The organism is Jeotgalibacillus sp. 10bf12 (genome assembly GCF_055597105.1).
In genome coordinates this window covers 2,446,826-2,460,351 of record NZ_CP200276.1, presented here as the reverse complement: position 1 = coordinate 2,460,351, position 13,526 = coordinate 2,446,826, and the positions used below count along the sequence as shown (strand labels likewise).

Genomic DNA, 13,526 nt, shown 5'->3' with positions numbered 1-13,526 from the left:
CAAAAATCCCCGGGCTTTTACAGCCCGGGGATTTGTTCATTTTTATATGGATTAATTTGATACAAATGTGCCACCATTAATATGGATCGTTTGCCCAGTCATATAAGAACTGTCATTTGAAGCCAGCATCACATAGGCTGGTGCAAGCTCTGCAGGTTGCCCAGGTCTTTCCTGCGGGTTTTCTGCTCCGAATTCAGCTACCTGATCGCTGTCAAAAGTAGCAGGTATTAACGGCGTCCAGATTGGCCCCGGTGCAACAGCATTCACTCTTATTTTTTTAGCTGTAAGTGATTTAGCAAGTGACCTGGTAAAACTCGTGATTGCTCCTTTTGTTGAAGAGTAATCGATTAACTGTTCATTTCCTGCATAAGCAGTAACTGAACTTGTATTAATGATCGCACTTCCTTCTTTTAAGTGCTTTAGGGACGCTTTAACAAGGTGAAACATCGAGAAAATATTCGTTTTAAATGTTTTTTCCAACTGAACGGCAGTGATATCTTCAATTGATGCCTGCGGGTGCTGTTCAGCTGCATTATTGACTAAAATATCAAGACCGCCGAATTCTTTAACAGTACTGGAGACAGCAAGCTTGCAAAATTCTTCGTTGCCAACATCTCCACTTAAAATCAGGCACTTTGCCCCGTAAGCCTGTACCTCTTCTTTCGTCTTTTTGGCATCATCATGTTCATCAAGATAAACAATTGAAAGGTTTGCTCCCTCTTTAGCATAAGCAATTGCTGCAGCCTTGCCAATTCCGCTGTCGCCTCCTGTAATGAGAGCGGTCTTACCTTTTAGCTTCCCGCTCCCTTTATAACTTTTATCATCATGGATTGGTTCAGGGTTCATCGCTGTCAACTCTCCGGGTTGCTTGTCCTGATGTTGTCCGGGCTGTCCATTTTTCTGCACGTTAGAAAACTCCATTTTTCCCACTCCTTAAAAACGTTTTTGACCTCTAGTACATGTATTATCCAATTCACTCCAACCGCAAACACAAATTAAACCGCCTGTCAGACGGACAGACGGTTTAAATGATGCTCTATACATAACGTACCCTGATTTACAGGTTTTAATTTTATTGACTGGTAACCTGTATACTTATTTTTCAACTGGTCATAAACAAATGATACTTTTGCATCTTCAGCAAAAATAGAGATACACGGGCCTGCCCCGCTTATTGTTACAGCAAAAGCACCAGACTCACATGCTTGCCTCTTGATCTCCTCAAGCTGCGGGAAAAAATCTTTTCTATACGGCTCATGAAAAGTATCCTTCATCATGACCTTTCCAGCCTTTTTAAAATCACCAGTAATCAGTGAAGCCACCATGACATTAGCTGCCGCACTGGCCAGCACAGCGTCCGCATGAGCAAGTTTATCTGGCAGCACTCCTCTTGATTCCTTGGTCTCAAGTTCTGACTCCGGCGCCAGGATAATAACTGAGAACCCTTCAGCAGGTAGTGACACACTCGTAAGTTCTTCATCATATCTTGAAACAGTCAAGCCGCCCGCTAGAGAAGCTGAAACGTTATCAGGATGCCCTTCAATAGCTGAAGCTGCCTTAATCTGCTCCTCAGTGCTTAATTGCAGGTTCATCAGCCGGTCTGCAATGACAATGCCCGCCGCGATAGCCGCTGCACTGCTGCCTAGACCTTTGGATAAAGGGATATCCGAACTGACAGTTAACGAAGCACCGGGACACTCCTTACCAGCATCTCTTGCAATCTTCACGATTGTATTTAAGATCAGGTTGGATTCATCTGTCGGTAAATGCTGAAAATCATTTTGAGTATATGATACGTTTAATAACTCAGCAGACTCTACAAAAATCGTCTGAAAGATTGGGAGTGCAAGTCCGATTGAATCAAAGCCTGGTCCAAGGTTAGCTGTGGACGCAGGCGTTTTTACTGTAAAAGGAGAGAAACTCACAGCTTCACCTCCCCCTTTAATTCACTTCTCAATGCTTCAATATCTGCCTTAATAATAAGTGGCTCAAGAACAGAAACGTTAATGGCTGTTTCAGGATCCTTTAACCCGTTACCTGTTAATACAGCAGTGACAGTTGAACCTTTTTCAATTTCACCTGCAGCGAGGCGTTTTTTAATTGCTGCAATCGGTGCACATGAAGCAGGCTCTGCAAATACGCCTTCACGCTTTGCAATCAGCTGATAAGCTTCAAGGATCTCCTCATCAGTTACTTCGAGGATGTGACCGTTTGATTCCTTCAGTGCATTGAGCGCAAGGTCCCAGCTTGCCGGGTGACCAATACGGATTGCTGTAGCTACTGTTTCAGGCTGATCAAATACTCTGCCATGTACGATCGGTGCTGCTCCAGAGGCTTGAGCCCCAAGCAGCTTAGGTAATTTTCCACCATGCTTTTGATGATATTCAGTAAAACCTTTCCAGTAAGCTGAAATATTCCCTGCATTTCCTACCGGCAGAGCGAGAATATCAGGTGCCTGTCCAAGCTGATCAATCACTTCAAGTGCAGCTGTTTTCTGTCCTTCGAGACGATAGGGATTTACAGAGTTCACGAGTGTAATATCCTCTTCCTCACTGATTTTTCTAACCAGGTTTAATGCCTCATCAAAATTACCTTCAATTGAAATGATCTCTGCACCGTACATCCTGGCCTGCGCAAGCTTACCCAACGCGATTTTACCTTCGGGGATCACGACAATTGTACGTAAGCCTGCTCTTGCTCCATAAGCTGCTGCTGCAGCTGACGTATTACCTGTAGACGCGCAGATAATGGCTTTACTTCCTTCTTCCTTTGCTTTTGCTACAGCCATGACCATTCCCCGGTCTTTAAATGAACCTGTTGGATTAGCGCCTTCAGTTTTAACGTAAAGGGATATGCCCCATTCCTCAGAAAGATTTTCTAAATGAATCAAGGGTGTATTGCCTTCATTTAAACTGAGTAAAGGCGTCTCTTCTGTAACCGGGAGCCATTCTTTATACTGTTCGACTAAACCCTTCCATCGCATTAGCGGCTGCCCCCTTCGACTCTATACTGACTAATGATTGATTTTACAACTTCAGAATGATTTAAGTCCTCAATGATTTTATGGTGATTTTTTCTCGATACTGGGTGAGTGATTAGGATGACTTCAGCTTCTCCTTCCTTATCACCAGGGCGCTGAATAATAGAGCTTAAGCTTGCTTCATATTTTCCATAGATATCAGTCAACGCAGAAAATACGCCGATCTTATCCTTCACAAGCAGTCTGTGGAAAAACTGGGCATGCTGCTGATCTTCTTTCTTGATTTGACGATCGTTCACATAATCGATGTGTCTTGCTCCTGCAACACCCAGCAGCAGGTTTCTGCAAGCTGCGATGACGTCTGATACTACTGAAGTTGCTGTAGGCATTGAACCCGCTCCAGGACCGTAAAACATTGTCTCACCTACTGCATCGCCATACACATAAACTGCATTATATTCGTTTCTTACAGCTGCAAGCGGATGTGAAGACTTCAAGAACACAGGTTCGACAGCAACATCTACCCCATCCTCATCCTTTTCAGCAAAGCCGAGCATTTTAACACTGTAACCAAACTGTTCAGCGAGCGCCATATCTTCAGCTGTGATCTTTGTCATGCCCGTTACTTCCACATCATCGAGATAAACTTCCATTGAAAAAGCTAGTGTTGCTAGAATCGCCATTTTTCTGGCTGCATCGAGTCCTTCAACATCAGATGTCGGATCACTTTCAGCAAAGCCTAATGCCTGAGCTTCTTTTAATGCGTACTCATAGCTCCAGCCTTCTTCTTTCATTTTCGTAAGTATATAGTTTGTCGTTCCGTTCACAATCCCCATAATCGTTGAAATCCGGTCGGATGCCAACCCGTCTTCAAGCGTTCTGATAATCGGGATACCACCCGCTACACTTGCCTCGTAGTAAAGATCCGCCTGGTGTTCTTCAGCAAGCTTTAGTAACGTATGACCGTGTAAAGCCATTAAGTCTTTATTGGCAGTTATGACTGCTTTACTTGCTTTAAGTGCTTTTTCAATTGCCTGGTGGGCTTCGTCAATTCCGCCCATGACTTCGACGATCACCTGAATGGAATCATCCTGAATTACTTCATTTATATCAGTTGTTAGTTCACTGCCATTAATATCTGCACTGCGGGCTTTTTCAATATTTCTCACAGCGATCTTTTTTATTTTTACATTGGCACCAAGTTTTTGGGAAAGCTGTTTTTCATTTTCCCTGATAATGGTTGCCACACCACTGCCGACTGTTCCAAACCCTAACATTCCTACATTTATTTGCTTTTCCATCATACGCACCTGCTTTCACTACTTTGTTCTTTTTGAGCATACATATGTTTTTGATATACGGACAATTATAGCCCTGTGAATACAGCGTGACAACCCATTCATAAGAAGTTTTTCACAAATTCAGAAAGCAAACGCTTACAAATGAAATCTTCTACTATTTTTCTGTGGAAGGGACCCTCAAATTGTGAGAAACTGATAATAGATTCTTCTAGGAGTGAAAGTGTTGATAAAATTATTAAATTTAGCAGGTACAGCATTTGCAATTATTTTATTAAATGTGCTGTTAATGCTGATCTTAAATGCCGGATTTATTGAAGTGTCATTTTTCGCAGGTATTGCAAGTGTTGTCGCAATACGCTTTTTTACTTCCCCAAGTAACTATGCGAAAGCGAATCGCCAGCCTGTTGAATCTTCTCTGACCACCGTACAGTATGGAGAGAGGAAAACTATCCTCTATCCAAGACTGATCGAAGGCACGAGTATTGCATACACCGCTTTTTCACTGGCAGCAATTTTTGTCACGTATTATGAATATTTATCATGACAAAAACAGCACATATCTTTATGTGCTGTTTTTGTTTATTCTCAATAGGGTATAGCAGGTTAGATAGTAACGAGTATAGGAGGAGCAAATATGATCGATCAACCATGGTTTTTGGCTGTACTTGATACAAGGCCTAACGAATTTGAAGGCTATCATTACAGCGTATGCTTTATAAACCAGTCTGATACTGTAATTGATCAGCTTACTTATACAGTTTCGGGGCACATTAAAGCCTATCACCACCCAGTCTCAGCTGAAGAAACAAGAGAGCTTGGTGAGTTAAAGCCCCACTATGTTGTGGAAATAGAGCATGTACCTAAACGAGGCTTTATCGGGGATCTGACTTATTCATTTACGATAACCAGTGAAGGTAAAAAAGAAACTCTTCACTTTTTTATCCCGAAGCAGCTGACAGGTGCAGCCTTTTCATTATATGATCTGCCTATCGTACACCAGAGAGGATATTTCTTTCTGGGAGAACCCAATTTTTGAAGGAGTGACCACAATGAATTTAAATGACCGTTTAAAAAATGGCAAACTGCTGCCGCTTGAAGACAAACCTAACAATGTATCCACACAGACGGATGATCCGAAAAAGAAGCTTGATCCCCTTCCTTACAGAGGGTCTAAAGAAGAGTCAAAAAAGCGGCTAAAGTCCATATTGGAATCCAGGGATAAAGTTGTCATTAAAAATGAAAATGAATCGATGATTTATGCAATTGAGACTTCTTCTTTCTTTAAATTTAAAGATGACATCGACTTTCTATTTTCAGATGAGGAACAGGTCATCCATTACAGATCAGCATCACGCGTTGGACACTCAGATTTTGGTGTAAATAAAAAACGGATGGAAACGATTCGTGAATTATATATGGAGGAGATTTAATGGAACGTTATCAGGTAGTAATTATCGGCGGAGGTTCAGCTGGCATGACAGCCGCTTCAGGCATGGCATCGCTTGGCGCAAAAGTTGCATTAATAGAAAAAAGGGATTCACTCGGAGGTGATTGTCTTCACTTTGGCTGTGTTCCATCCAAAGCACTGATTAAGACAGCAAACATGTCACATGATATGCATAAAGCTGCAGAATTTCTTGGGTTAACGATTAATGGTGAAATGAGCTTTGAAAAAGTTAAAGAAAGAATTAACGAAGCAAGAAACACCATTCAGTCTCATGACAGCACTGACAGATTCACTGATCTCGGAGCAGACGTATATTTTGGTGAAGCTTCATTTGAATCAGATCACATCATAAAAGTTGCTGACGGCACTTCAATCTATGCTGAAAAAGTTGTGATTGCTACAGGTTCCAAGCCGGTTATCCCACCAATTGACGGGATTGAAACAATTCCTTATGTGACGAATGAATCCATTTTCGACCTCCCTTCCCTTCCCGCTAAACTGGGCGTAATTGGTGGCGGAACAGTTGGACTTGAGATGGCACAGGCTTTTTCAAGACTTGGATCTGATGTGACAGTCTTTGAAGGTGCGAATCAGCTTTTCTCTAAAGAAGACCGTGATATTACTCGATTTATGGAAAATGAGATCAGTAAGGAATTAAATATCAGATTAAACGCGAAAGTTGTTAAGGCAGCTTATGAAAATGAAAAATCTACATTAACAGTCGAGCAAAAAGGTCAGCAGACAACTGAAGAATTTGACGTAATCTTAGTTGCTGCCGGCAGAAAGCCCGCAATTGACTCCTTGAAGCTTGAACAAGCCGGTGTTGAAAAAGTAAAAGGATTTATTCACACAGATTCAACCTTCAGAACCTCCAGACCTCATATATTTGCAGTTGGTGATACAGTCAATACACTGCCTTTTACTCACGCTGCAGGTGAAGAGGCAAAAACAATTGTATCTAATGTATTGTTTGGTCTTCGTAACTCTCTTGACCATAGCAATACACCATGGGTTACATTCACTGTACCAGAAGTATTTCACCTGGGTATGACTGAACAGGAAGCGGAAGAGAAAAAGGTTGATTTCAAAGTTTTCAGAGCTCATCTCAATGAAGTGGACCGTTTTATAACAGCTCATGAAACGAGAGGCTTCGTGAAATTTATTACTGATAAAAAAGGCTATATACTCGGTGCTCACGCTGCGGGTGCAGATGCAGGCGAATGGATGCAGCTAGCGGTTTATGCCAAGAAAAATAAAATGAAGATCGGTACTTTATCCAGAATGGTTTATACTTACCCTGTAAAAGCTGGTGCAGTTCAAAAAGCTGCAGATATGTTCTGGAGAGAAAAACTGTTTGATGGTCCTCTTCCAAAGCTGACTAAGAAATTCTTTGATCTGAAATTTAGACTGTCCGGTGGTCAGACACCACCTGAAGAACAGCCTGAATCATAAAAAAAGCAGCCATATGGCTGCTTTTTTTTATCGGATCTGACCGTCTCCAGTCATTACATATTTAATTGTAGTCAGTGCAGGCAGCCCCATTGGTCCACGAGCATGCAGTTTCTGTGTTGAAATACCGATTTCAGCACCAAAACCTAACGCACTGCCATCAGTAAAGCGAGTTGAAGCATTCTGGTAAATAGCTGCTGCATCTACCATACCTTTAAACCGTTTTGCAGTTTCTTCATTTTGAGTCACGATTGCTTCTGAATGCTTTGTTCCATAATTATCGATATGAGTAATTGCTTCATCAACATCAGATACTACCTTCATTGCGATATCAAGGCTCAAAAATTCATTAGCCCAATGATCTTCTTCAGCTTTTTGTGCACCTGGTACTACGTCACATGCTGCATCGTCACCGTATACACTAATCTGATTTTCTTTTAATGTCTGGATTAATTCATCTTTATGCGCATTCAGGAATGCTTCATGAACAATAACAGTCTCTGCTGCATTACATACTGCAGGACGATCTGTTTTTGCATTTACAAGAATGGCGAATGCTTTTTTGGCATCTGCATCTTTATCGATATAGATGTGGCAGTTCCCTACTCCTGTTTCCAGAACCGGTACAGTTGCGTTATTGACAACAGCAGAGATCAATTTACCTCCGCCACGTGGTATTAATACATCAATATGATCTTTCATTGTAAATAATTCTTCAGTCGCCTGACGGTCTGTACTGTCAATAAACTGAACTGCGTCTGAAGAAATTTCTGTTTCTTCAAGTGCTTTTTTCATTACACTGACGATCTGTCTGTTTGAGTTAATCGCAGAAGATCCGCCTTTTAGTACAATCGCATTACCTGACTTGAGTGCAAGACCTGTTGCGTCTGCTGTTACATTAGGACGTGCTTCATAGATCATACCAATCACGCCAAGCGGTACTCGAATTGTCTGAACGTTAAGTCCATTATCAAGCGTCCACTCATCAGTCACTTCTCCTGAAGGATCTTCAAGCCCGGCTACCTGGCGCAGTCCGTCTGCAAAGTCCTTTACACGATCAATATCCAGTGCAAGACGATCCATATAGGCTGCATCATATCCGGCTTCACGTCCATTTGAAAGATCTATTTCATTTGCTTCAAGAATAAGTGCTGTATTTTCCTCTAAATGATCAGCAATAGTCATTAATGCTTTATTTTTAACTTCTGTTGATAGCAGTCCAAGTTCCTTTGAAGCTTTCTGTGCTAATTTTGCCTGCTCTTTTACGTTTACTTTTGTCATTGTAGTCATCAAACCACTCCTTGTGAGATTTTGGTTTTTTGTCAAATGATCTTTCATTTTACTTGTTCATTAGACGCCAAGCGGGATTGCTATATCAAGTTCACATACAAAAGAATCACTGTTCATAGCGACCTCGTCATGCTGATCCTGCTGATTTAACTGGAACTCTTCAAGGTCTTTAGAAGAATAATTCACTACTCCAAGACCCAGTTTATTGTTGTCAGTGTCAAGAATACGTACGACACTGCCTTTTTTAAAGTAGCCGTTAATCTGATAAATATGACTTGGCTGCAAGTTACCTTTATCGTTTACGATCACATTCTTCGCATTCTGATCAATCAGAATCTCTCCTTCAGGACCGGAGTTAAATGCGATCCATTGGCGTTTACGGTCAAGGTTCAAATCGATTTTCTCAATATCAAAGTAAGTGCCTCGCGCAGTTTCATTTACAGCTTCGACTATAATATTTTTCACACCGGCTTTTCCTAAGAATGATGGGATACCTGATGCCATTGAAATTTTGAATGCATCAATTTTAGATCTCATACCGCCAGTACCGACTGCAGAACCAGGTTCTCCGGCCATATCCTCTATCTGCGGTGTGATCTCAGTTACCTCTTTCAGCAATTCAGCATCAGGATTCTTTCTAGGATCATCATTATAAAGTCCATCGATATCTGATAGAATGACTAACTGATCAGAGTCAACGAGACCCGCTACTTTTGCAGATAATGTATCGTTATCACCAAATCTTAAGCGGTCTGTTGTTACTGTGTCATTTTCATTAACGATTGGGACAATTCCGCGTTCGAGTAGAACATTAATTGTATTCCTTACATTGTTATAGCGTGTTTCATCGGAGAAATCGCTGCGTGTAATCAGAATCTGAGAAGCAGCATATCCATGAGAAGTAAATAATTCAGAGTAAGTTTCAATTAAACGCCCCTGACCAATAGCTGCTGCTGCCTGTTTTTCCGGCAGTGATGATGGACGATTGACAAAGCCCAGTGTTCTATACCCTGCAGCAACTGCTCCAGAAGATACTAATACGACTTCATGTCCGTCATCCTTTAACTCTGCTACCTGATCTGTAATACGCTGAATCTTTCTCCGGCTGATATCTCCTGATGAACTTGTTAAAGAACTGCTTCCAATTTTAATTACGACTCTTTTTTGATTATCCGATGTCATGCTATCACTCCTGATTTAAAGTTTTATATCTATATTTACTGTACTGTTACTTTAGCCATTTGCTCAGTAATTTCTTTCGATCTGTTCATTGCGCCTTCGATTGCTGCTTTAATCGCTGTTCCGCCACCATTTTCATTCAGTGCGTCAAGTCCTGCAGCTGTTGTACCGTTTGGCGATGTTACATTTTGTCTCAGTTCAGTAGGTGTTTCTTCTCGTTCAATCATCATTTTTGCAGCACCAAGAATTGTCTGTGCGCCAATTTCACGTGCCTGCTGAACGTCCATTCCATTTTCCTGAGCAGTTTTTTCAATATGCTCCATCAGATAATAGAAGTATGCAGGTCCGCTTCCGGCGATCCCGGTGAATAGATCCATTTGATTTTCTTCAATCACGTATACCTCTCCAATGGAAGAAAGAAGGCTTTTAGCAAGCTTTACGTTCTTCATAGTTACGTTCTGTCCTGGTGAGATCGCTGTAGCGGATTCTCTCAGCATACTAGACGTGTTAGGCATAACGCGGATTACCTGTTGACCTTCATTCAGATGTTCTTCCATAAACTCTGTAGAAATACCTGCTAATACGCTCATAACCACCTGATCCGGTCTGATATGATCTTTAATTGATAATAATGAGGTTTCAGCATCTTTCGGTTTCATAGCCAGGAAGATGACATCATAAGAAGACAGCTGTAATTTATCTCTCATGATTCCCTGTATGCCATATTCATTATGAAGTTCAAGTAATCTGTCAGCATTGCTTCTGTTTGTCACAGTGACTTGACGGGGCTCAAGCGTTCCAGTTTTTACAATCCCTGAAATCATTGCCTCTGCCATATTTCCTGCTCCAATAAATGCAACTCTTAAATCATTAGCCATATTGCCCATCTCCTTTGTTTTCATTGCTATTTTCAAATGTATTGTTCGCTTTTTTGTTCGCTGTTTTAATCACGAGTATTATCGTAACACGTAGGGATACACACGCAAGGGAAAAACTGAAAGTAATGAGTTAGAGACAGTTAAGTGGAGTGAAAGCGCTATCAAAGGGGTGAGATTTCACCTGATTCCGTATTACGGCTTCTCAGCGTATCAGATCACAATATATCGGGATATTTATGTTCGAGTAAAAACTTATATCCTATTTAAATAATCAAAAAAGCCCTGACAGGATGATCTGTCAGGGCAATAATTTCATTTAATCAAATTTAACTTCCAAATTGAATTTATCCATCAGGTCTTTAACAAGCTTCTGGTGATATTCATCACTCACGACACCACGGGATCCTCTGATAATTTCAGTAGCGTAATGAACTGGAGGTGCCAATTCCTCTTTCGGATCAATCACAATAAAAGTGATACATTTGGTGTAATGAATACCATCTACTGTTACATCCACCATAGCTGGTCTATACATCCCGCTATCAACACCTTCACGTTCAAACAGGTATTCTACGCCTTTTTGATTTACCTTATAAAGCACACCTTCTCCACGGCCGCCTGTTTCTACAATATTCGCCCTTCCACCATCATGTACACTTAACGAATAATTCATTTCCATACGGTCCAGTGTCCCGCCACCGATTTTATTTAAAAAGAGATGATCCACTTTTGCAAGTTTAAAGCGCTCATCATCCATACAGGACCCATAGGCGAAATAATATTGAATAGGACGATCCATTTCCATATGAATCAACCAGTCATTAAATCTTATATGTTCAACTAACTCAGCTCCAGGGCTTGATGTTTGAGTAAATGCCTCCTGCTCACCAAGGTGATCTGTATATAATGTGACCCTTGCAAGTTTTCCGTTTAAAGACAGCATTTCCTTTAATTCCTCACTTCGATCAGCAGACACCTCATATAGCTCACCATAAGCTCTATCATTTTCGTCAGTCTTTAGTATCGGGTCCAGATGGTCTGCTAGATAAAGTTTGCCGTTAACCCATGCCTGAGAAGCAATAAGCTTCTCCTGATCAAGGATTGAATCCCTGCTCCCGTGTTTTCTTAATGTTCCATATACAAAAAATAATTCACTCATATCATCTTCTCCTTAACTTTATCTTTATTCGTACACTTGTTCGTGATAAACTGTTTTTGGTGATAAAAATGAATCTGATCAGATGGAGTTATGCAGGTCGTGGAAGAGTAAGAGCTTATTTTAAAGAATTTCCACATTCAGTTGTGCACTTGTCCAGAATCCGTAAAAAGTATTTTGTCCGGTTTGTCGACTGGAGTCATCTCGATACAGTAGTCAATAAAGAAGATCTTATTTCAATCGAAAAATCAGTGAATGAAGCACTTGCTGATGAGTTTACGATAAAGAATCACAAATAAAATTGCAAGTGCAGCAACTAAAAAAGCGTGCCCGCAGGCACGCTTTTTATTATTCTTTTTCAGGTCCTTCATCCCAGCAATCCGTATTTTTAAGGTTCGGGATATTGCTCGTGTAGAACACAGGATCGATTCCCTGCTTTTTCTGACGCTTATAATCCTGAAGCACTTTGAATGCGAGTGGTGCCATCAGTGAAATGGCAATCAGGTTAATCAGCGCCATAGTACCCATTGATACGTCTGCCAGGTTCCATACAACGCCAAACTCCTGAACCGCTCCAAAATACACCATTCCGACAACAATAAACCTGTAGATGTTTACATAAAGCATATTATTTTTTATAAATTCTATATTCGTTTCACCATAGTAGTAGTTACCAACAATTGAACTGAAAGCAAACAGGAAGATCGCTACACTAATAAAGGCAGCAGCCCACTCTCCCACATGATATGTCAATGCATCCTGAGTCAGCTGAATGCCGTCACTGCCATTTAGGTACTCATTAGACATAATGATAATAAGGGCTGTGGCTGTACAAATAATGATTGTATCTACAAATACACCCAGTGCCTGAATAAGTCCCTGTTTAGCCGGATGTGTTACACCGGCAGTTGCTGCCGCGTTCGGTGCACTACCCATACCGGCTTCATTTGAGAAGAGTCCTCTTTTAACCCCGTTTAAAATTGCTGCACCAATACCTCCTGATACGACTTCAGTAAAACCAAACGCGTTACTGAAAATAATCTGGAACATTGGGAAAACAAGGTCAAGGTTTGTAAATAACACGAACAAAGCAAGCAGGAGGTACAAAATGGCCATAATCGGTACAACAATACTTGTAACAGCTGCAATTCGCTTAACTCCACCAAAGATTACAATTGCTGTTAATACAACAAGCACCATTCCGACAATTTGACGATCCCATCCAAATGAGCCTTCGAGAGCAAGAGAAATTGTATTGGATTGAACTGAGTTAAAAACTAGACCGAATGTAATTGAAATAATAATAGCAAAAATAATGCCAAGCCATCTTGCATTCAATCCTTTTTCCATATAATAAGCCGGTCCCCCGCGGAACCCGTCCTTATCGTCATCAACTTTATACACCTGCGCAAGGGTTGACTCCACAAATGCTGTAGCAGAACCGACAAGTGCAATAACCCACATCCAGAAGACCGCTCCCGGTCCCCCTAACGCAATTGCTGTAGCCACACCTGCAAGGTTACCTGTCCCAACACGTGATGCAGTTGAAATCGTAAAAGCCTTAAAGGAAGAAATCCCTCTTCGGCCTTTAGAGGAAATCGTTGTTTTTTCAGTTAAAAGCTTAAGCATATCTCCAAATGAAGTGAACTGAAGGAAACGACCTCTGATTGTAAAATATAAACCGCAGCCAATTAACACAACAATTAATATGTAATCCCACAAAAATCCGTTTATTGTTGTGGCTGCATCATTAATAAATGATACAAATTGTAACGTAATCAAAACAAATCCCCCTTTTTTAGTTTTATTGGAAAATGGAAGAAAGCGGCACCTCCTTCCATTCCCC

Annotated in this window: 14 protein-coding genes; 5 read left to right on the top strand and 9 right to left on the bottom strand. The window is 41.1% G+C overall.

The window, feature by feature from the left end:
• Positions 1-51: 51 nt before the first annotated feature.
• The 4 genes from DH10bf12_RS12730 to DH10bf12_RS12715 form a co-directional block, all read right to left on the bottom strand.
• Complete coding sequence (locus DH10bf12_RS12730; protein WP_471735645.1) at positions 52-921, bottom strand: SDR family oxidoreductase; 870 nt, start codon at positions 919-921, stop codon at positions 52-54.
• Positions 922-1,007: 86 nt separating this feature from the next.
• The gene (gene thrB / locus DH10bf12_RS12725) at positions 1,008-1,925 is read right to left on the bottom strand and encodes a homoserine kinase (RefSeq protein WP_471735644.1); all 918 of its coding nucleotides are present in this window, start codon (positions 1,923-1,925) and stop codon (positions 1,008-1,010) included.
• Positions 1,922-2,983 carry a threonine synthase gene (gene thrC, locus DH10bf12_RS12720; protein ID WP_471735643.1) on the bottom strand — a complete coding sequence of 354 codons (1,062 nt, stop codon included), beginning with the start codon at positions 2,981-2,983 and terminating at the stop codon, positions 1,922-1,924. The genes thrB and thrC overlap by 4 nt, the downstream gene beginning before the upstream one ends.
• Complete coding sequence (locus DH10bf12_RS12715; RefSeq protein ID WP_471735642.1) at positions 2,983-4,281, bottom strand: homoserine dehydrogenase; 1,299 nt, start codon at positions 4,279-4,281, stop codon at positions 2,983-2,985. Before DH10bf12_RS12715 ends, thrC begins: the two co-directional genes overlap by 1 nt.
• Positions 4,282-4,504: 223 nt before the next feature.
• On the opposite strand from DH10bf12_RS12715, the gene DH10bf12_RS12710 reads away from it, so the two are divergent.
• The 4 genes from DH10bf12_RS12710 (at position 4,505) to DH10bf12_RS12695 (ending at position 7,180) form a co-directional block, all read left to right on the top strand.
• Complete coding sequence (locus DH10bf12_RS12710) at positions 4,505-4,825, top strand: hypothetical protein (RefSeq protein ID WP_471735641.1); 321 nt, start codon at positions 4,505-4,507, stop codon at positions 4,823-4,825.
• A 90-nt stretch (positions 4,826-4,915) separates the two neighbouring features.
• On the top strand, positions 4,916-5,317 hold the full coding sequence (locus tag DH10bf12_RS12705; protein ID WP_471735640.1) for a hypothetical protein: 402 nt from the start codon (positions 4,916-4,918) through the stop codon (positions 5,315-5,317).
• Positions 5,318-5,330: 13 nt separating this feature from the next.
• Positions 5,331-5,711, top strand: a complete 381-nt coding sequence (locus DH10bf12_RS12700; protein WP_471735639.1) for a DUF1499 domain-containing protein — start codon at positions 5,331-5,333, stop codon at positions 5,709-5,711.
• Positions 5,711-7,180 carry a dihydrolipoyl dehydrogenase family protein gene (locus tag DH10bf12_RS12695; protein WP_471735638.1) on the top strand — a complete coding sequence of 490 codons (1,470 nt, stop codon included), beginning with the start codon at positions 5,711-5,713 and terminating at the stop codon, positions 7,178-7,180. The genes DH10bf12_RS12700 and DH10bf12_RS12695 overlap by 1 nt, the downstream gene beginning before the upstream one ends.
• 27 nt (positions 7,181-7,207) lie before the next feature.
• Here the strand turns inward: DH10bf12_RS12695 and DH10bf12_RS12690 are convergent, their stop codons facing one another.
• From DH10bf12_RS12690 to DH10bf12_RS12675, 4 genes are all read right to left on the bottom strand, one after another.
• Positions 7,208-8,467, bottom strand: a complete 1,260-nt coding sequence (locus DH10bf12_RS12690) for a glutamate-5-semialdehyde dehydrogenase (RefSeq protein WP_471735637.1) — start codon at positions 8,465-8,467, stop codon at positions 7,208-7,210.
• Between the two features lie 60 nt (positions 8,468-8,527).
• Entirely contained in the window at positions 8,528-9,649 is a 1,122-nt protein-coding gene (gene proB, locus DH10bf12_RS12685) for a glutamate 5-kinase (protein ID WP_471735636.1), read from the bottom strand.
• Positions 9,650-9,684: 35 nt separating this feature from the next.
• Positions 9,685-10,524, bottom strand: a complete 840-nt coding sequence (gene proC / locus DH10bf12_RS12680; protein ID WP_471735635.1) for a pyrroline-5-carboxylate reductase — start codon at positions 10,522-10,524, stop codon at positions 9,685-9,687.
• Positions 10,525-10,840: 316 nt separating this feature from the next.
• Positions 10,841-11,683: a gamma-glutamylcyclotransferase gene (locus tag DH10bf12_RS12675; protein ID WP_471735634.1), complete on the bottom strand. Its 843-nt coding sequence runs from the start codon at positions 11,681-11,683 to the stop codon at positions 10,841-10,843.
• Positions 11,684-11,751: 68 nt separating this feature from the next.
• On the opposite strand from DH10bf12_RS12675, the gene DH10bf12_RS12670 reads away from it, so the two are divergent.
• Complete coding sequence (locus DH10bf12_RS12670) at positions 11,752-11,979, top strand: hypothetical protein (RefSeq protein WP_471735633.1); 228 nt, start codon at positions 11,752-11,754, stop codon at positions 11,977-11,979.
• 49 nt (positions 11,980-12,028) lie between these two features.
• On the opposite strand, the gene DH10bf12_RS12665 is transcribed toward DH10bf12_RS12670, so the two are convergent.
• The gene (locus DH10bf12_RS12665; protein ID WP_471735632.1) at positions 12,029-13,462 is read right to left on the bottom strand and encodes an alanine/glycine:cation symporter family protein; all 1,434 of its coding nucleotides are present in this window, start codon (positions 13,460-13,462) and stop codon (positions 12,029-12,031) included.
• Positions 13,463-13,526 lie beyond the last annotated feature (64 nt).

Excerpts from the sequence above, each read along its gene's own strand:
- DH10bf12_RS12730 (WP_471735645.1), bottom strand. The coding sequence starts at position 921 with ATGGAGTTTTCTAACGTGCAGAAAAATGGACAGCCCGGACAACATCAG.
- thrC (WP_471735643.1), bottom strand. The coding sequence starts at position 2,983 with ATGCGATGGAAGGGTTTAGTCGAACAGTATAAAGAATGGCTCCCGGTT.
- DH10bf12_RS12715 (WP_471735642.1), bottom strand. The coding sequence starts at position 4,281 with ATGGAAAAGCAAATAAATGTAGGAATGTTAGGGTTTGGAACAGTCGGC.
- DH10bf12_RS12705 (WP_471735640.1), top strand. The coding sequence starts at position 4,916 with ATGATCGATCAACCATGGTTTTTGGCTGTACTTGATACAAGGCCTAAC.
- DH10bf12_RS12700 (WP_471735639.1), top strand. The coding sequence starts at position 5,331 with ATGAATTTAAATGACCGTTTAAAAAATGGCAAACTGCTGCCGCTTGAA.
- DH10bf12_RS12695 (WP_471735638.1), top strand. The coding sequence starts at position 5,711 with ATGGAACGTTATCAGGTAGTAATTATCGGCGGAGGTTCAGCTGGCATG.
- DH10bf12_RS12690 (WP_471735637.1), bottom strand. The coding sequence starts at position 8,467 with ATGACTACAATGACAAAAGTAAACGTAAAAGAGCAGGCAAAATTAGCA.
- proB (WP_471735636.1), bottom strand. The coding sequence starts at position 9,649 with ATGACATCGGATAATCAAAAAAGAGTCGTAATTAAAATTGGAAGCAGT.
- proC (WP_471735635.1), bottom strand. The coding sequence starts at position 10,524 with ATGGCTAATGATTTAAGAGTTGCATTTATTGGAGCAGGAAATATGGCA.
- DH10bf12_RS12675 (WP_471735634.1), bottom strand. The coding sequence starts at position 11,683 with ATGAGTGAATTATTTTTTGTATATGGAACATTAAGAAAACACGGGAGC.
- DH10bf12_RS12670 (WP_471735633.1), top strand. The coding sequence starts at position 11,752 with ATGAATCTGATCAGATGGAGTTATGCAGGTCGTGGAAGAGTAAGAGCT.